This window comes from Bradyrhizobium sp. SZCCHNR3119, assembly GCF_032487775.1.
GTDB lineage: Bacteria > Pseudomonadota > Alphaproteobacteria > Rhizobiales > Xanthobacteraceae > Bradyrhizobium.
In genome coordinates this window covers 1,698,351-1,716,476 of record NZ_JAUEUV010000001.1, presented here as the reverse complement: position 1 = coordinate 1,716,476, position 18,126 = coordinate 1,698,351, and the positions used below count along the sequence as shown (strand labels likewise).

The following is an 18,126-nucleotide window of genomic DNA, read 5'->3' as shown; positions in this document are numbered from 1 at the left end:
GGCAAGATGAAAAAGATCCAGCTCAGCATTTACCTCGATCCGGAGATCTTCGCGAGCTTGGAGGCTTACGCCAAGCGTCAGGGCAAGCCGAAGTCGTTGGTTGCGGAGGCCGCGATCGGGTCGTTTCTTTCCCCCGACGATTCCGACCGGCGCGAGGCTGCGATCGCCAAGCGGCTGGACCGGATCGTGCGGGTGCTCGAGCGGCTCGAGCGCAACGATGGCATCACGCTCGAGACCATAGCCCTGTTCATCCGTTTCTGGCTGACGTCTACGCCAGCTCTCCCGGAGCAGTCGAGCCCGGCAGCGCGTGCGAAAGGTGCCGAGCGCTACGACCGCTTTGTCGAAGCGCTCGGTCGGCGCCTCTCCAGCGGGTCGACGGTGCTCAAGGAAGTCAGTATCGAATCGCCTGAAAAGTGAAGCGGCGCGAACCAAAGGTCAGGGCCGGCTCTTCGCCAGGATGACGCCGTTTCATCCTGAAGCAGAGGTGCGCATCCAGATGGCTTCATTCGCGAAAACGATTGTGCAGCTATTTTGAGAAACGATCGCCTTCAGCTCTGGTAATCGCCTAGCGCGCAATGCGCCAAACAGATCTTCCCTTTCGCTGACACTCCGTTGCCGATCAACACGGTGCCGTATCTCCTTTCTTTTTTTACGCCAGGGCATGATCGGCAGTTCTGCTCTGTTGAGCCAGAGCTCAGGCTGCCTTTTCTGTAGTTCCCGTCAGAATTGGTACCTCATCAATCGTCCGCGAAGCCGCGGCCTCGAGATGGGGCGTTGGGGAAATAGCAGCACATGCAGCAACTGGCCGGACTTGAGGCACAAGATCGCATTGAGGTGCGATCGTCGCGCAAGCGCAGAACCTCCGCGCGTCGCAAAGTAACGGTTCGGCTCAGCGAAGGAGTCTGTGGTCGGCTCGACGTCGCAACAGACCGGCCAGGCGTCGGCAAGAGCATGCTGGTTGAAGCTGCTCTCGAGCATTTTATGAACCCCGCGCCATCGGTCGAAGCTCTGCTGTGCGAGCGACTAGACAATATGCACGCCAGGTTCGAGCACCTCGAGCGCGATATGCGGATGATTGCCGAGACCGTCGCGCTGCACGCTCGATACCAGTTGGCAGTGACGCCGGCTGTATCGCAAGAGCGGCAACAAGAGGCGATCCGCCTTGGTGACGAGCGCTTCAGAGTTTTGGCACAGCAGGTCGATCGCCGCGTCCGGCAACGCCGGCCTCTCATGCAGGAGACAATCGACACTCTCCATTCCCAAAGTCAGGGACGAGTGGAGTACGAGACGGGCGAGGACGCCGCCACCCAGACGGCGGAGCCGCGCCGACACGGTCAGGAAGCTGGCTCTGAACGCTCCGATGTTGCCCAGGGCTCAAACCCAGAAGAAGGGGGGAGGCGCTCGCGCGGCGACCGCGATCATTGCGCCAGTTCGCCGGACGCCGCGAGAGACGCACGGCAAGACGCACGCCCGATTCCGCAAAATTCCATTCCGAACCCGAGAGGGGAGTCTGATGTGCCGAGAAAGGCACCCCTTTCTACATGGCGCATAGTCGTCTCAGTGTTTCTTCCCTTTGCCGCGGGCTATTACCTCGCTTACCTGTTTCGGACGATCAATGCCGCGATCTCGCCGGCATTGGCCTCTGAGTTTGGCCTCGACGCCGCAGAGACCGGGCTGCTCGCATCGGTCTATTTCCTGGTGTTCGGGGTGGCACAGATTCCTATAGGCGTCTTTTTGGATCGCCTTGGGCCGCGTCGGGTCCAAGGCGTGCTACTGGTCATTGCGGCTGGCGGCGCCACGCTGTTCGGCAACGCCTCGAGCTTCCCGGAACTGCTCGTTGCGCGCGCCACGATTGGACTTGGCGTCGCCGGCTCGTTGATGGCCGGACTCAAGTCCATTGTCACCTGGTTTCCTAAAGAGCGTGTCGCGCTTGCCAACGGCTGGATGATCATGTTGGGCTCGCTTGGCGCAGTGACAGCGACCGCGCCAACCGATTGGTTGCTGAATTACGTTGGTTGGCGCAGCCTCTTTGAAATCCTGACGATCGCGACTTTTGCGGTGAGCGGGCTCATTTACATGGCTGTTCCGGAGCGCGTCGCCGAGCCGCAGATGGCCACCGTCACCCGAAAGCCGCTGACCTTGTGGTCTGTCTATTCGGATCCGCGCTTCCTGAGAGTCGCTCCGCTTTCGGCGACATGCATTGTATCGGCTTGGGCGCTGCAGTCATTGTGGGCTTCGGCCTGGCTCACGGACGTAGAAGGGCTCGACGGGCAGAGCCGGGTCTCTCAGATGCTCTTCATGGCCGTTGGCCTAAGTTTCGGAGCCCTCTTGTTGGGTGCGATGGCTGATCGCTTGCGCAAGCTCAACATCAGGACCGAAGTCATTTTGGCTGCCGTGGGCGTGCTGTTCACGCTGGCCGAACTCGCTCTGGTCCTGCGCATTCCTCTGCCATCGCTTTTGCCTTGGTTCACCGTGTCCATGGCCGGCGCCGCAACTGTCCTGAGCTTCGCGGCGGTGGCCGATTATTTCCCAGGGGAATTTGCTGCGCGCAGCAATGGCGCCTTGAACCTCCTGCACTTCGGCTGGGCGTTCATGGTTCAATACGGCATCGGGTTCGTGGTCGGGCAATGGCCGTCTCAGGGCGGACACTATCCAGTCGTGGCCTATCAGGCCGCGTTCGGTCTTTGCGTTGTATTTCAGGTGGCGGCGCTGGTGTGGTTTGCGATGCCATGGTTTCGGATGCTGGGCAAGAGTGCCTTCGGAGATCCCCCTGGAAGCCTCGTTGGATCCGGTGGTTCTTTTGTTGACGAGCCGGTCCTTGAGGCGCGCGCAGGGGGCGATTGGTAAGCGAAATATCGGCTGCTTAAATACGATGCCCGGTAAGCGCCCGAAAGCGCCCCCATTATGTCACTTGAGTGTTGTCGCTTATGATCCAAGGCGTACATTTGTGATATCAGACCGACAATCTCAGTTAAGCCCAAAGGCGTTTCCTCGTGTGGCCAATCGCAATATTTGAGAACGCACGATGACGCGCGTAATGGTGACCGACAACGCGGGGCGGCAAGTCAACGATCTGCAAGGCACTATGCCGTGCGTACTCGTTGCCTTACTTTGCTATTGACAGTATTTTGTGGCACCCGAACTAGGTGCGGGTCCTTGACGACGAGCTGTGCGAAAACCACGATGCCCTGTTGTCGCCGGAGCGCTGGCTGCTTGATGGATACGGGCCTGGTTCTCCATCCTCGACCGAATTGACGCATGCGATACTGGTATTTTGGTTGACCAACCGCTTCGGGTTCATCTGTGGTGGGCGTCACGACACCGCTGAGGTGCGCCAGGTCACCGGGATCGCAGCTGCGTACGACCAGCCATGTAGGTCGGAGAAGCAACCGCTATGATATGAACGGGCGCCGGTGGGCGCGAGACAAGGCTAGAGGCCAGTTCGAAATCGCCGCCGATAGCGGCATCATATCCCTCCGAGATGAGGTCGACCTGTCGATTCTCGAAGTGCCGTCGAAGGATCCTTTAGTGCAGGCGATTCCAGGCAAGGCGATCTAGATAGAGCTCGTTGTTAATCGCTCCAGTGCAGCGCTTGAGATGGCCGCATATCGTGGTGTCGTTCCAAAGCTTGGTTTTCCGGCTGCTGCGCTCGGTGCGGAATGGACAACTCCCGGAAAGCCAATGCCGCGTTGCCTTCTCGATACTCGTAATTTCTTGCCGCGATTGCTTCTGCCACGAACCACTCAGGAATCCAGTTTAAGTCCGTGACCTGAATTTTGCATGGACTCTTAGCTGTTCGGTCAGGTGATCAGCGGCGTTCCACGGTCCACGAATGCTTGCCAGTAGTTCCGACTGCTCGCTTCGGGCACATGCACCAGCTCGAGCTTGAACCCGTCTGGGTCAGTAAAAAAGACCGCATAGTAGCCGGTCTCGTAATCATACTCTCTTGGAGCGTCGAGGATATTCACCCCGTTCTGGACAAGCAGATCGTAGAAATCGTCAACCTCAGTTCTACTTCTTGCATTGAACGCCAGGTGATGAAAGCCGGGAGCGTACCGATTATGTGGCAAGCCCATTTGTTCTCCGGAGGCGGAACTGAGAATAAACCAGCGCAGATTGCCGTGTTCCGCCCAGCCCGTCCATGCGAGTCGCGTATTGCTGCATTCGACGAGGTGATAGCCCATAAATCGAAGAATTGGCGAGTAAAAGTCCTTCGCGCGCTCGATACTGGTTACGGTCAATCGAAGATGGTTGACGCTACCAATTTTCCCCGTGGCGCACTTGATATCCGTTGGGTCCGCATTACGAGTCATGGTCATCGCTCCGTCTTGTTAAACTAGACGCCCGGGAGGATTAGTAGCTGTTGCCGTCGATGTCTTTGCGAAACGTCGAGATACTAACCGGCACGATCGTCGTGGATCTGCAAGTGGGGCATATCATTTTCGGCCGCTCTTTTGGCCGCGACGGTTCGCGGGAGCCACAGCGGAGCTGCATGTAGTCAACGGGGTGATTCGGGGCTTGCTATCCAGGGTGCGTGGAGCAAGCCCGTTGCGAGTTGCATAAACTGCGGCCTGTGTGCGCGTATGCATATCGAGCTTGGCAAGCAGCCGGCTGACATAATTTCGAACCGTTTTTACGGAGAGACGCAGTTGCAAGGCGATCTCTCGATCTGAGCAGCCTTCCGCAATAAAGCCCAGAATGTTGAGTTCGCGCCAAGTCAAGTCCTTGAGCGCTTTCTCCATGCTGGGAGGGGAGGCGACGGATAGATGACGGAGCATTGTCTCCTTGACCGCAGAGTCGACCACCAGATCGTCATCGATAGCTGCTCTGATTGCACGGATGAGGAGTCTTGTCTCGCTTCGCTTCAATATGTACGCGTTTACTCCCTCCGCAAGCGCCGACATCACATGCACTTCATCGTCCGAGGAAGTAAATACCACAAAGCGTGTTTGTGCCGAACTGGACCGAAGTCTACGAATCCATTCAGATCCCGGTATTGCGAGGCCGATCAATTCGGTGACGACGACATCCGGTTGCAGTTGTGCGACCTGCGATATTGCAGTTGATATATTCTCGCTGTGCGGAAGTATTTGAAAGTCAGTGACGGATGAAATGACTGATTGAAGACCCCGTCGGGTAACTTCGTTGGGCTCAAAGATGGATACGGTCGTTGTCCTTTTGCCCGGCAAGTCCGTGTGCAATTCAGATTCATTATCGATGAATGGTGGCGCAGCAGGCGGGTTGCTGGCGCCGGATCTGGTCGCGCTCTGACAGGATGGCATGATTATGCGCTTGGCTGCCGTTCGCAGGTTGCATTCAGTGCAGCTGGCGCTCGAATCCGGCGACGGCGCTTCCGTCGTATAGCAGTCGGCCCTGGTGTCAGGCGCAGTTGTGTATGTTTCGCGTCCACCATCGATGGCAAGTTGTGCACGGCGCGCATGGTCCGAGGCCATTATTCCAACCTTTCGGCACGATTATTCCATAGTCGACTTGAATGCTTGGCGGGCATGGACGTCGTCGCTGAGAGCGTTCATTGCGTCGTGATGTGTGTTCCTTGCTAAAGATGAGTGGGCCAGCACATTTGCATTTCGCGCGGCAGCGCTTCGGCCGTTGAAGATAACCAGAGCGTTCGGTGCGCCGGGTTGACGGAGATGGGGCAGGACGAAACGAGCAGGTTGCGTGCGACCCCCAGTAGTCTGCCTGTCAAGCATGCATCTGGTCTGGAAGTAGGTGATGCCGAATGTGCATTGCCTGCAGAGGACGTCTGTGATCGCTCGTGCGCCTCTCATTCCAGACCTCGTCTCGCGACAACAGATTGCGTTGCCCTGAAGTGATGTGCCGGTCCGCCGGACGGTCCGGATCGGTCGAAATTCGCACAAGGCGAGCCATGCGGATTTGGTTAGGCGGAAGTTATGGAGGCCTTGTCATACATATGAACGCCTGCCGGCTACGCCGCGTCCTCATTGCTTGCGGGCCTCCCTGCGCCGGGTTGCTCAGCAAGTGTCATTGATGTGCCATTGGGCTTGTTGCAGGGGGAGTATCCATCGATTGTCCAGCGCCGCATGCTGCTTACCGCGAAGGATCTCAAGGGAGATCCGGATTGCTGGGGCATCCGGAAAGAGGTGCTTGGTTGTCTTGCTGGGATATGGCGCGCGCGAGAGCGCTCGTTCACGAATGGAAGCAGCATTCACATCATATCCTTCGCGCCGGCTGCGGACGTCTACCTCATCGTACGTGTATTCGGCGCATGGTATCCACGAGAGGGAGAGGCGTTCAGCAGCAGCGAGCCGGTGATGACCGTCCATGACAACATTTGTAGAGCGCTCTATCCGGATCGGATCTGTCCAGAAGCCACAATCGGCAATCGCACTTATGACCTCGGCTACGCGCTCTGGAACAACTTCTTCTGATGGGAGCAGTTCTTGTCGGGGTATCAATTGTACAAGGCGCGACGTCCACATGACCAGGCTCCGATGCCGGTAAGATGCAACCTTACATTGGTTTGGTGGATTTTGACAAGCAAAACTCCGGGAAGGAGTCCGATTAGCGTAGCAGCAGCGGATAGCGACGTGCCTTGGTGTTCTGCCTATTTGTCGGGCAGGCGGCTGCATGGGATTATGTCTAAATTTTTCAGGCGTCCCTTAGGTGAGCTGCCTTCCTCCGAATCAACGACCGCGTACCAACAATGATATAGACGGTCAGTTGCCGGCGTCGCGCCTGCTCCGCGCCCCTTCGCTGTCTAATTGCTGTCAATCGATGCGGCTGGCGGTTAGGCAGTAGCGCACATGGCTTTCGATTGCTCCGAGAGCAGGTGTTGAACGCAGGCGATCACCGTGGTCCCGGGGCATTGGCGCAACTTGCGTATCGATCGTGTCCCCAATTCAACGCCGGCTCCATGCAATTGCCGACGGAAGTAGAAACGCCATCGGGTGTTGCTCGATGTTTAATCGGGCCAGCCGTCGCGATCGCTTCAATTAGGTGTTGTTTGGCTTCACCAGGCTGTACGTCAGTCCAAAATTCAGGCTACGAAACATTCGCCGTCTCGGCGCAAAGCTTGCACGAGGCATGCCCTGGTCGGACGCTCGCGAATCTTCTGTGCTGAGACAGCGGTTGATCATAGTATCGGCTGCCATTTGGTGGATTTTCGGCTGGCAACCACAGCTTGAATCATTGAAAGGGGGCGCAGTTTTGTGATTGTTCCACTGGAACCATGCCTTGATTGGCGCTCGGGCGCCGATGGGCCCGGGCTTTTGCCATCAAGAGTTCGGGCGGAGGCTTGTTTCGCCCTTCATGTGGATGTCCCACCGGGCGCAGTCTCAAAAGTGTCCAGTCCGTCAGAGGGGTGTGGCCGGAGCTTACCAGGGCAAGGGCCATGCCCTGAACCGGACGCCTCTCCGGCGTTCGGCAGAGTGCTCGGTCCGGCCGTAGAAAAGGCTGGCAACCCAAAGCGTGCCTTAGTGCTTCAAGTAAACGGGACGCAGCAGGCGCGACTGATAGTCCGCGCGGTCGCGGGCCGCCGCGAGGTGATGCATCTCTGTGTGGCGCTAAGGAAGCTAGCGTTTCCTACAACGAGCGGAGCGTTATTGTGACAGACCGAAGTGGAATGACGTTGCCCGGATCAGCTCTCAGCGATGGTCGCGTTCTTGGCCCGTCCGTTCAGCGCGCGTCGACGATCTTTTTCAACGATCTGGACGCGCTCGAGGCCGCCGGGCAGCGTAGATTCGACGTTCCGTACTATGGCCGATATGGAACGGAGACCACGTTTGAGTTGGAGAAAGTAATCTCGAGCATGGAAAATGCCGATAAGGCCTACGCGGTTTCATCGGGGCACGCTGCAATTGCGGCTGCAGCACTGGCCTTCTTGTCCGCGGGCGATGGCTTGCTCGTGCCGACCTCCGCCTACGCGCCAACCAAGCATTTGGCGACGGAATTTCTGGGTCGATTTGGCATTTCCGTCGATTTTTATTCCGCGCGGGCTGCGCAAGACATTGTCTCGTATTGCAAGCCACAAACACGCGTCATTTGGATCGAGGCGCCGTGTTCGCTCACATATGACATAGCGGAAATCAGCGAAATCGTCGCCTTCGCCCAGTCACGAGGGATCGTTACGATAGCTGACAATACCTGGTCGTCATCGTGCTTGTTCAAGCCGCTTGATCACGGAATCGATGTTTCAATTGTGTCTGCAACAAAATATCTGTCCGGACATGCTGACGCGATTGCGGGATTCATCTCATCCAGCACGAGGCATCGCAAAGTGCTGGAAAGCGCGCTGACCGCTCTTGGGCCGGCACTTGCTCCGGATGTCGCGTATCTGGTTTGGAGGGGTATCCAAAGCGTGTGGGTACGCCTCGATCGGCAAGCCAAATCCGCGATGCAGATTGCCACCGCGTTGTCACGAAATGCGAAACTCAGAGAGGTGCTTTACCCGGCGCTCCCGACTTCTGAGAATCATGAGAGATGGAAGAAATACTTCTCGGGCGCAAATGGACTGCTGTCGTTCACAGCTGCAGCAATGTCGCACGCATCGGTGTCCAAGTTCGCCAGATCGCTTAAGCTCATCAGGCTGGGTGTCAGCTGGGGCGGCGTGGAAAGCGTCATTTTCCCAACGCGAATTGACTTGAATTCGCCGGAGCCGAAAAGCGAGCATGGTACGTGGCTATTTCGCGTTAGTGTTGGCCTTGAAGATCCCCGGCTTCTCCTTGAAGATTTGGAGCAGGCCCTGGCGCAGCTCGAACCGAGTGAGGCATCTTAGGCATATCGAGCGACGGCTTATTTCGCAGTCTAGGTCGACGATTGCACTGGGAGAGTTTGCCGTGTCACCCGCATCCGGGTTCCGACCAGAACCGATGCAACGACAATAACCGAGAAGAACATCACGTCACTGTCAATCGGCTCACGATTGACCCAGCTCGCCAGCCAAATACTCAAGAATGTTTGCAGGAGCTGAATCTGACCGACACGCGCAATGCCGCCGAGTCCGAGACCGGTATTCCAGGCGAAGAATGCAAATAATTGACTGATCAAGGAAACATAGAGAAATCCACCCCATGAGCTCATAGGAATAGCCGTCACATTTGTAGGCAGAAGTATAAATGCTGCAGGCACGGATAATGGCAGCATCATCACCAGGGCCCAGCAAATGACCTCCCACCCTGGTAAATCGATTGATAACCGACCGGCTAGTGCATATCCGATCGCAACGATGACAATCGATGCAAGCAGCAACAGGTCGCCAAGGGCCAGTGCTCCAAATCCCCCGTTTCGGAGAGCAAAAACGATCGTCGCGCAAGTGCCGACTGCACTTGCGATCCAGAAACTCGAACTGGGTCGTTCACCGGCGATCGCAACCGCGGCGGTGGCGGTGGCAATCGGCAGTATTCCGAATATTACGCTGGCATGAATCGCTGGAATGATCTTCATGGCAAAGGCGGACAGCAGTGGAAATCCGACAATCAGGCACGCTGCGATCGTGGCGAGCCGCTTCCACATGGACCTTTTCGGGTACGGTCGGCGCAGTACGATAAGGCAAGCGGCTGCCACTATTCCGGCCAACGCCGCTCGTGCTGCGGTCACGAACGTAGGATCTATGCCATCGACCGCGATCCGCATGGCCGGCAGCGTGCCCGAAAACATCACGACACCAAGCATGCCGAGGATGAAGCCTATGTGCTCGCGCGGGAGTCTGGCGACCCATTGAGGTCCTTGTCCTTGTATTCCCGATTGGTCCCTCGTTCTCGTTCTTAGCTCAGGAGGCATGGATTAGCTCGTCGTTAGGCTGCACAGATTCCAGTTTCGGACGGCGGTATTCAGCACGAGGAGCCGAGACCCTGGATCGTATTGATCTTTCTTAGCAATAACGTTGAGTGAGTACAAATTGTCGGCGGCGTAGCCGTGGGCGATGATCGGCTTGCTGTCCGCTCTAATCTTGCCCGGCTCGATTTTGAGCGCGTCGGTCATGACGCGCGTTGAAAGCATATCCAGATTTCCGACCACAATGCCGTCGGCATCGGCGAGCGCAAAGCCTGATAGTCGATTGTATCGACGTTCAAGTTCGCGTGCGGCGTGTCTTATGTCGCCTATGAGTTGAGAGAGCGTTCTGTTATGGTCCGCGCCCGTGAGCAGCGATGAATAGGAAGCGACCGGCCCGATGAGCCATGAGTGCGGTCGATGCTCACGCGTCACCAGGCAGCCGACCGCAATATCGCTATAAACCGCAGCGCCGCTCGCTAGAAGTCGGGGGGCCTCACGAGGATGCCGATCGCCGACCAACACCATTGCCGTATCGTATGTGCCTCGGTCTACCGCGTCCGCGGCTGCGCCGATTGTCGGCAAGAGGTTCGCGCATGATGAAAGCCATTGCCCATATAAAACCGCGTGCCGAAGGCCGAGGTCTCGAAGCGATCGATACAGCGTTGCGCGAAAATGATAATGTGGCTGGCTTTCGTCGGACACGAGTTGCGGGTCGATGTCCCAGAAGCTCTCTGTTGCGAGATAGATTGCCTCGACCGAAGCAGAGTCGAGGCATGCGATGGACAGCGTGTGATGAGCTGCCTCCGCCAGCAAGCGGCATATCGGCCGATCATCGGTGACGAATTGATCGAACCCATCTTCGACAAGCCGCTCCACGGCATGTCGATCTTGCTCGTTCTGCGCGGCGTCGATCAATGGATGGGATACGCCAGTGCTTGTGCCGATGCAGCTCAAATATGCCATGAAGCGGGCTCCGTCGTGGACGTCGAGACTCTGCGCAACGCAGGTGCATCGAACCCGCACCAGCTGACGAGACCGCCAGTCCGTCAATTTCGCGCAGAAAGAATCAATCGGGATCGGCCGGTCAGAGAATGAGTCTGATCGTGCCGATGCATCAACGGGATGACAGCAGGTGATCAAGCTCCTCGATAAGGGCCGGCTCCTCGGAAGCCAGCTGTTGAAGTAGAGCGACGACGAGCCGGCGAGGCTCTCGATTACGCTCGATGGACATCGCGTTGTAATGCATGATGCGAGGTATTGCAGACCAGGCGCGCATGACGGTGTCATGCAGGCGGAGCGAAAGGGAGTGAAGATCTCGGCGAGATAACAGGTCCGAAACGCGACGCAAGGCGTGACAGAAATAGGCGCGATTTCGCGCGATGACCCAGAAATCGTCGCTTAGGCTGTAGAAGCGGGGGTCATTGAGGTGAGCCTGTGCGTATGCTGCGAGCTGATCGAGCGCCGCCGCTCCCACCATCCAGCCGTCCAGATCTGGGCGCAGGCGTCGTGACAAGTAGAGCTCGGTGCCCATGGCGAGAAGCTCCAGAGCTGCGTGCGGAGCGCTCGGGCGGACGTCGATCGGCGCCTCCGCCTCGAACCATTCGAAGGCATTCGAAGGCGTGGGTTGAGCCTGGTCGTCCTGGCCGAACGCGAGCCTGCTTCGCCAGTACGAGACCGGGTCGAAAGGCGAACAAGCGCGATGGTCGAATAGTGCATCGCAGGCGATCTGACCTTCGAACGGTTGTTGAACGCCGAGTTCGTCGGCGTATTGGAACCGATCAACAACGTGCAAAACGCGACCATCGGCCGACGTTTTCGCAACGATGAACCAATGCTGTGCGTGCTTCTTTTGATATGACTGCGACCATGGCAATATGTAGGCGTCGCGGGAGATGATGACTGCGCTTCGATGACGGCACTCTCGCATGATGGATGTTCGTGCTTCTTCGAATGAATCTGTCCATTTGCGACGGAGATGAAGGGTATGCGTCGGTGTAACGCCGAGGAGTGGGGTGTGGTAATGCGAGAACGCGCAAACAGGTGGGTCATCGGTGACCGGGCGGGTGGCGAGAAAGAGTTGCAATCCGAGCGCGACGTCGGTGTCAACATTCGCCCGGGCGAGGTAAGTGGCTATGCTCGTCGTATAGCACGACAACAGGTCTCCGCGCGGAGAGCTTTGTGCTAGCGGGGAAGTCGGCGGAGAAGAGACCATGACTAGCGATCGAACCGGGTGATGAATTCGCGGAGTTGCGAGAGTGTGACGAAAAACGGCCTGTAGCGGAGTTGATCTGCAATCGGATGATCACAGACGCGCGAGACCGCTGCTGGAACGGCGATATCCCGGATCGTGCACCACTGAGTCGTCGTAGTCTGAGTCTCCAGCATGAGGCCGGTACAGAGGTGCCGCAGCGGAACCCTCAACCCGTTGCCGAGCGCCTTAGACCAGGCCTCTTTGATGGTCCAGATTCGCGCGACGCGTGCGCCGCGGTCGCCAGAAGGCATTTGCATCAGGCGCGTAAGCTCGATCGTGGTCATGAAACGCCGTGCCAAGGTCAAGTCGTGGCAGGCGCCTAACTCAACGTCGACGCCGACGTGTCCGAGCCGACTTATCCCAAGCATGAGATGACCGTGGCTGTGCGACAGATTGAAGTCGTAGTCGACGAGTGACGGCAATCGTAGAATTGGTCGGCCGCGGCTGTTGAGCCGGATTGGGACGGTTGGAGGAGGAGTATCGAGAAGCAAGGAGAGTATGCAGCGGACCATAAGCCGCCCGACTAGGAACTCCGTCTTCCGGCATCCGTCGATGATCGAGGAAAGTCGCGTACGTTCCTCTTGCGTGAGTGCCGACAACATGAGCGGGTCGGCGAGATCTGAAGGCGCCTTATCATAGGAAGCAAAGACGACGACGATCATGCCGTTCAGCGCTGCGATCAGCGTCCCTCGGTCTATGCTTCCAGGAACTCCAAACATCATGCGTTCAGCCAGCCGCCGGGCGATTTCGTGAACGGCCACGAATTCGCGATCAACTCAAGCATGGTTTCGGTCGACCCGCCGCCGATCGCGAATGCGCGAAGCTCTGTCAAGGATCGAAGCAAATGATTGCCTTGCGAGAGGCCGGCGGCACCATGGAATTGCAGACAGGTACCAATGATGCGCTCCAGCGTGGCTGGAGCCGTAGCCTTGATGATGGCCGATCGCAGTGGATCAACAAACCCGTTCGCGTCGGCTTCGATCAGGGTCTCGGAAACGAGAGACCGGAGCAGCGCAAGTTGCGCAATGGACTCGGCAAGACGCTGGCGAACCGCGTCGCGCTGCCACAGGCTGGCGGCGCCAATCTGGCGGCGTAAAAGGTGCTTCTGGGTATCACGAAGTTCGCGTTCACCGATAGCAAGGGCCCACACGCCAGCGATCAGGCGTTCCATGCCGATATGGTCAAGGAAGTAGCGCATGCCGAGCTCTCGTCGACCGAGCAAGGCGTGCTCCGGGAGCCGAACGTCGTTGAATGTCAGAGAACCAACGCCGGCGCCGCGCATCACCTCCATCGGAATGGCGCGACGAAGGACGCCTTGTTGGTCAAGAGGGACGAGAAGCGAACAGAAGTTCGAAAAATGGCGACCTGGGCGCCAGCGGGCGAACACGACGGCATAATCGGCGATTGTTGCGCTCGTAATGAACGTCTTTGTGCCGCGCAGTATGATCGAGGGCCCGTCGAAGGTGGCTGTCGTCTCCATACCCATGAAATCGGAGCCGGCCGCCATCAGATCCGTCGCGGCGACAGCACCGAGCAAACGGCCCGCAGCGGCGGACGCGATGATCATTTGACGTTGAACGGGGTGGGCGAGGCGCGCGATGAGCGGAAGAAAGACACCGACGTGAAGCGCGACCGATAATGTGAGGCCCCAGCAATTCTGTAAGGCGAGTTGCTCAATGAGCGTGGCAAGAGCGCGGACGTTGACGTGCGCCGAACGCGGATCGTCATCCTCGGATATTCCCCGGATGCACGGACGGAAAATATCCTCGCTGCCGAGCGCGGCGATGAGTTCGCGCCTGGGCTTATCCGATGATTGAAGGTCCGCTACGATTGATGGTGGCAATATGCGATCCAGCACTATGCGCAGGGTCGCGGCGTCAAAGGCGATGCGTGGTCCATCGCCGGCAGGGTCGTTGCCGTTGGGAAGTTCAAGCGAGTGAGACATCGGAATCCAACAGTGCAAGCTTGCCATTCACGACGTGAAGCTTGTCATTCGAGTACATTAATGCGGCGGATCGTAGGTCGCGAAATGTACGCTCAAGACCGAGGGCGGAGCCAGTGAGATACCCGTGCCTCAGGCCCGCGAGCTGGATCAAGTTATCCAGCACCGAGAAGGATGTCTCGGAAGCATATAACTTCAGATTGTTGATCTGGAGATTGAATGAAGGAGCAGAAAAAACTGGACTGCCAACGCCGTGCTCCTGGCGCAACTGATCGTACCTGTCCGTGACACGGCCAAGAAGGGCGCTCATCGTGTCGAGTTGAAGACGAATTTGGGAAAGTCGTTCGGCAAACAAGTCTGAACGCACGGGAAATGATGCGCGTTGCCTTGGATCACGAAGTAGCGCGATGAAGCGACGGAATGCGCCGCGTGCTGCGCCGGTCCAGGTTGCCGCCCATGCGATATGGCCTACGGGTGCCATCGTCGAGACCACGATATGCTTAAATCCTTTCGGATGGCTGATGATATGGTCTGACGGTATCTGTCCCCGCAGAGACAACGCGGCGCTCTGCGTCCCGCGCATTCCCATCGAGGTCCAGGCGGAGCGAAGCGCGACGTCCATGCTTGCGCGATCAGCGAACGCCAGCACGACGCTGGATGGGGAGGCATCCTGGGAGAGACGCATCGTGGCCAGGAAGGCGTCCGCCTGCGCACCGCCGGTGACAACGGGTGCATCACGGACAAGCAGGTAGTTGTCGCCGTGCCGTTGAAGCGGAGCCATCGCCGTCAGCAATTCGCCGCCTTTTCCCTGCTCGGAGGTAACCGACGCAATATAAAGGCCATTCGAAGCGATCCGAGGCAATACCGCGTCGCAGAGCGACTGAGACGCATGGTCCGCTATTGTGGCGACCTGCTGACAATGCATAGCCCAGATCATTGCTGTGGAGGCGCAGCCCTCGCCCAGAAGCTGTGCAACTTTCGACATGGTCGAGAATGAGGCGCCAAGTCCGTCGTAACGGCGATCGACCGTCAAACCCATGAGGCCACTGCCGCGAATATCCTGAAGGCTCTTGGTTGGGAAAGCGCCGAGCGTATCCGTTTCGGCAGCATGTGCCGCTAATGTCGAACGAAGCTCGCTCGCAATGGCCAATACGCGGTCCGACCTATCGGCAGAAGAACAAGACGGCATGGGTTTCATGACACATCCGGCGTCGCTCTGGCGTCTCGAATTAGTTGGGAAACGGCAGACCAGAGGCTGCTCGCAGTCGAAAACGTCTCCTCCGTGAGATAACGATCAGGCATCGTGATGCCATAAGTGTCCTCGATATCGAGCAAGAGATCGATTGATGCGGCAGAGTCGAGGCCGTATTCGCTCAGTAGCGAATTTGGATCGAGTTCAAGATCGGCGGCATGATATTTCAGATGTGGTATGATTAGGCTTGCAAAGCGCCGCTCTGGTGTCATGTGCTGTCTCCATCCAGATATGCCGTGGATTGGCGGTGTATTGCGAGGCGTGAGACGTCGACGATCGCTCCCGCATCCAGGACAATTTCGACCGGTGCGTCATGGCTTAGAAATGCCAGTAGGCTCGCGGTGAGGCCGTACGCACCGACGTTCGGAATTTCGATGACATCTCCAGGTGTGAGGTCGGGTAATATTGCGCCCCGTGCCAACACGTCGAGGGGAGTGCAAAGTGGTCCGACCAGATTTGCGTTGAGGAGGCGCTCGTCGGACGTCTCGATCGAGGCAAAGTCAAGGCCGACATTGGGGACGCGCCGGAGCCCCGCCATGCCGCCCAGGTGATTGACGCCAGAATCAAGAACGACAAAGGTCGTCCCTTTGCTTTGCTTGATATCCTGTACGGTAGCCAGGAGGTGTCCAGCCGAGGCTGTGAGATAGCGGCCGGACTCAAACATAATCTTGGGACAGCCGGACCGCCACATCGGCAGAAAATCGTCAAGCATTGCTTCCATGGCGGTTCGCAGGCCGGGGAAGTCGGGACGTCGTGAGGCGTGTCCGAATGGGTGGCCGAAACCCCCTCCCAGGTCGATTATGTCAAAAGCAAACCCACGGGCGATCAGCTCGCGCGCCGTGACGAGGGCGACGCTCGTCGCGCGGCATATGAGATCAGTAGTGGGCAGGTTGGTGCCCATGTAAAAGTGGAGACCCACAACACTAACGCACGAGTCAGTGCGGAACGCAGCCGGATTATCCAGCACCCAGCGAGTGTCGGCCCCGAACGGCGATGGAGCACCGCACATCGAAAGACCCATTCCGGGCACCGCCGTATCGGGGTTAATTCGCAGCAGAGCGTCCACTTGCACGCCGGCTGCTTTCGAAGCGGATGCAAGTTTGGCAAGGTCCCACGGGGAGTCGACCGAAAACAGCGGTCGCCCGAGACCCAGGGCGGCTCGCATTTCAGCTTCGGTCTTGCCTGGCCCTGTGTAGAGACATCGACTGGGGACGAAGCCGGCGTTGAGTGCAGTCTTCATCTCGCCGAGCGACGACACTTCAGCCCAACAACCGACCCGGGCAAGTTCTGAAGCGATGGCAGGGTGTGGATTAGCCTTCAGGGAGTAGTAGAGATCGCTGGACTGTGGAAGAGCAGCCCTCAAGGCCGAATGCGCCTCGCGCACACGAGCAAGCTCATAAACATAGGCGGGGCTACCAAAACGTGAGATCAATTCAACGGACTTCATGGTGCGGCCATGGCAGCGATGATCTGTGAAAGCGTGTGCTTGTCGATTTTGCCATTGGTTGACAGCGGAATATGTTCGGTAACGACGATGCGCTCAGGAATTTTGTACGGCTCAAGGTTGTCGCGAAGGGCGCCCAGTATGTCACTCGTCGTGGCCGAGCCGGAGACAACGAGTATCGACGGCGAGCCATCGGTCGGCAGGAGCAGAGCGGCTAGGTCGACTCCGCTGACACCGCATGCGACTGCTTCAATTTCGGTCGAGCTCACGCGAAAGCCGCTTACTTTGAAAATGTCATCCTGCCGTCCGTGAAAGTACAGAAATCCATCGGCGTCGAGATGACACCGGTCGCCGGTGAACAGCGCGTATTCGAGCCCAGGGCCCCATCGGCGAAAGCGAACGGCGGTCAGTTCGGGCGCCTCCCAGTAGCCAGCCATTACGTGTGGTCCGCGAACAACGAGTTCGCCAACGGTTCCAGCAGGAAGCAGCCGACCGAATTCGTCGACGATCATACACTCGGTATCCGGCAGTGGAACTCCAACGGAGTCCGGCTTGGCCGAATAGTCCCGTGGATCCAGGATCGAGGTCCGCTTGCATTCCGTGAGCCCGAACATGAGAAAGAGCTTTGCTTGCGGAAACTGTGCGCGGAGAGTCTCGATCGTCTTGGCAGGCAGGCGGGCGCCGGTGTTTGTCATCATTCTGAGATCGGGAAGACCGGCGGTGTCTCTGGCAGCCAACTTATTCAGTGAGACTGCGAGCGACGGAACCACTGGAAGCACGGAAACGTGCCATTTGCGAAGGAGTGGCAGTAGGCCAGGACCCGCGTCTACATCTCGACCGAGCGCAAGCGTTGCTCCAACCTGGAGCGCAAGAAAGATCTGGTAAAGGCCATAGTCAAAGGAGAGAGGAATCACCGTCCCGATGATGTCGGACGAAAGTAGATCGAGGCGAGCTTGAATGGCTGCTGCCGCGAAGCGTATGTTGCGATGGGTTGATACCACCGCTTTGGGAAGGGCCGTACTTCCCGATGTGTAAATCAGACAAGCGACGTCCTGGGAGATCGCGTGGCTGCCATCTACGAGCGGCGGCGTGCTCAATATGTCCGCCCATTCGTCGGCGAGCGACACGACGGTATAGGGTAGTTCGGAGCAGATCCTGGTTACGAGATCTGCCGCGGTAACGGTCAGCCGGGGCTTCGCATCGTTCAAAATGTGCTTGAGATGCGGCTCCCTTATTGCATCGTTGAGAACGCAGAAAATCGCACCGACCCGGCTGGCGGCCATGATCAGGATCGCGACCTCGGGAGTATTGGGTAAGATGATTAGAAGGCGATCACCGCGCTCGAGACCCTTGGATCGAAGCCAGGAAGCAACGCGTCGGGTTTTCTCCCCGAACTGGCGATATGTCATCTGGTCGGAGGCCGTCAGTATGGCCGGCTTCTCCGGGGTCACGGCGATGATGTCGTCCAATAGTCGATGCACGGG

The 18,126-nt window shown here is 58.0% G+C and carries 15 protein-coding genes and 1 pseudogene; 4 read left to right on the top strand and 12 right to left on the bottom strand.

Going from position 1 to position 18,126, the window contains the following annotated elements; genetic code table 11:
* The first annotated feature begins 6 nt into the window (after positions 1-6).
* Both QX034_RS08185 and QX034_RS08180 read left to right on the top strand, forming a co-directional pair.
* Positions 7-417 (top strand): CopG family transcriptional regulator, encoded by a 411-nt coding sequence (locus QX034_RS08185; RefSeq protein WP_316195260.1) that lies wholly within the window; start codon positions 7-9, stop codon positions 415-417.
* 375 nt (positions 418-792) lie between these two features.
* On the top strand, positions 793-2,847 hold the full coding sequence (locus QX034_RS08180) for an MFS transporter (protein ID WP_316195259.1): 2,055 nt from the start codon (positions 793-795) through the stop codon (positions 2,845-2,847).
* A gap of 467 nt (positions 2,848-3,314) precedes the next feature.
* Here the strand turns inward: QX034_RS08180 and QX034_RS08175 are convergent.
* The 3 genes and pseudogenes from QX034_RS08175 to QX034_RS08165 form a co-directional block, all read right to left on the bottom strand.
* Positions 3,315-3,507, bottom strand: a pseudogene (locus tag QX034_RS08175) (LysR family transcriptional regulator); the annotation flags it as partial.
* Between the two features lie 293 nt (positions 3,508-3,800).
* Positions 3,801-4,319, bottom strand: a complete 519-nt coding sequence (locus tag QX034_RS08170; protein WP_316195258.1) for a VOC family protein — start codon at positions 4,317-4,319, stop codon at positions 3,801-3,803.
* A 117-nt stretch (positions 4,320-4,436) separates the two neighbouring features.
* Positions 4,437-5,453, bottom strand: coding sequence for a response regulator transcription factor (locus tag QX034_RS08165; protein WP_316195257.1), 1,017 nt, complete (start codon positions 5,451-5,453; stop codon positions 4,437-4,439).
* 564 nt (positions 5,454-6,017) lie between these two features.
* Here QX034_RS08165 and QX034_RS08160 point away from each other — a divergent pair.
* Positions 6,018-6,410: a hypothetical protein gene (locus tag QX034_RS08160; protein WP_316195255.1), complete on the top strand. Its 393-nt coding sequence runs from the start codon at positions 6,018-6,020 to the stop codon at positions 6,408-6,410.
* A gap of 1,193 nt (positions 6,411-7,603) precedes the next feature.
* A complete protein-coding gene (locus tag QX034_RS08155; protein WP_316195253.1) occupies positions 7,604-8,755 on the top strand; it encodes a PLP-dependent aspartate aminotransferase family protein in 1,152 nt (383 codons plus the stop codon).
* 29 nt (positions 8,756-8,784) lie between these two features.
* Here QX034_RS08155 and QX034_RS08150 read toward each other — a convergent pair whose 3' ends face one another.
* The 9 genes from QX034_RS08150 to QX034_RS08110 all read right to left on the bottom strand — a co-directional run bounded on the left by QX034_RS08150 (position 8,785) and on the right by QX034_RS08110 (position 18,111).
* The gene (locus tag QX034_RS08150; RefSeq protein WP_316195251.1) at positions 8,785-9,759 is read right to left on the bottom strand and encodes a DMT family transporter; all 975 of its coding nucleotides are present in this window, start codon (positions 9,757-9,759) and stop codon (positions 8,785-8,787) included.
* Between the two features lie 3 nt (positions 9,760-9,762).
* Entirely contained in the window at positions 9,763-10,716 is a 954-nt protein-coding gene (locus QX034_RS08145) for a hypothetical protein (RefSeq protein WP_316195249.1), read from the bottom strand.
* Positions 10,717-10,867: 151 nt separating this feature from the next.
* Complete coding sequence (locus QX034_RS08140; RefSeq protein WP_316195247.1) at positions 10,868-11,908, bottom strand: BtrH N-terminal domain-containing protein; 1,041 nt, start codon at positions 11,906-11,908, stop codon at positions 10,868-10,870.
* A gap of 59 nt (positions 11,909-11,967) precedes the next feature.
* Positions 11,968-12,765 (bottom strand): 4'-phosphopantetheinyl transferase family protein, encoded by a 798-nt coding sequence (locus tag QX034_RS08135; RefSeq protein WP_316195246.1) that lies wholly within the window; start codon positions 12,763-12,765, stop codon positions 11,968-11,970.
* Positions 12,723-13,949 carry an acyl-CoA dehydrogenase family protein gene (locus QX034_RS08130; protein ID WP_316195244.1) on the bottom strand — a complete coding sequence of 409 codons (1,227 nt, stop codon included), beginning with the start codon at positions 13,947-13,949 and terminating at the stop codon, positions 12,723-12,725. The genes QX034_RS08135 and QX034_RS08130 overlap by 43 nt, the downstream gene beginning before the upstream one ends.
* A complete protein-coding gene (locus tag QX034_RS08125; RefSeq protein WP_316195242.1) occupies positions 13,933-15,144 on the bottom strand; it encodes an acyl-CoA dehydrogenase family protein in 1,212 nt (403 codons plus the stop codon). Before QX034_RS08125 ends, QX034_RS08130 begins: the two co-directional genes overlap by 17 nt.
* Positions 15,141-15,410 (bottom strand): phosphopantetheine-binding protein, encoded by a 270-nt coding sequence (locus tag QX034_RS08120; protein ID WP_316195240.1) that lies wholly within the window; start codon positions 15,408-15,410, stop codon positions 15,141-15,143. Before QX034_RS08120 ends, QX034_RS08125 begins: the two co-directional genes overlap by 4 nt.
* Positions 15,407-16,645: a hypothetical protein gene (locus tag QX034_RS08115; protein ID WP_316195238.1), complete on the bottom strand. Its 1,239-nt coding sequence runs from the start codon at positions 16,643-16,645 to the stop codon at positions 15,407-15,409. The genes QX034_RS08120 and QX034_RS08115 overlap by 4 nt, the downstream gene beginning before the upstream one ends.
* Positions 16,642-18,111, bottom strand: a complete 1,470-nt coding sequence (locus tag QX034_RS08110; RefSeq protein ID WP_316195236.1) for a class I adenylate-forming enzyme family protein — start codon at positions 18,109-18,111, stop codon at positions 16,642-16,644. The genes QX034_RS08115 and QX034_RS08110 overlap by 4 nt, the downstream gene beginning before the upstream one ends.
* Positions 18,112-18,126: the final 15 nt, after the last annotated feature.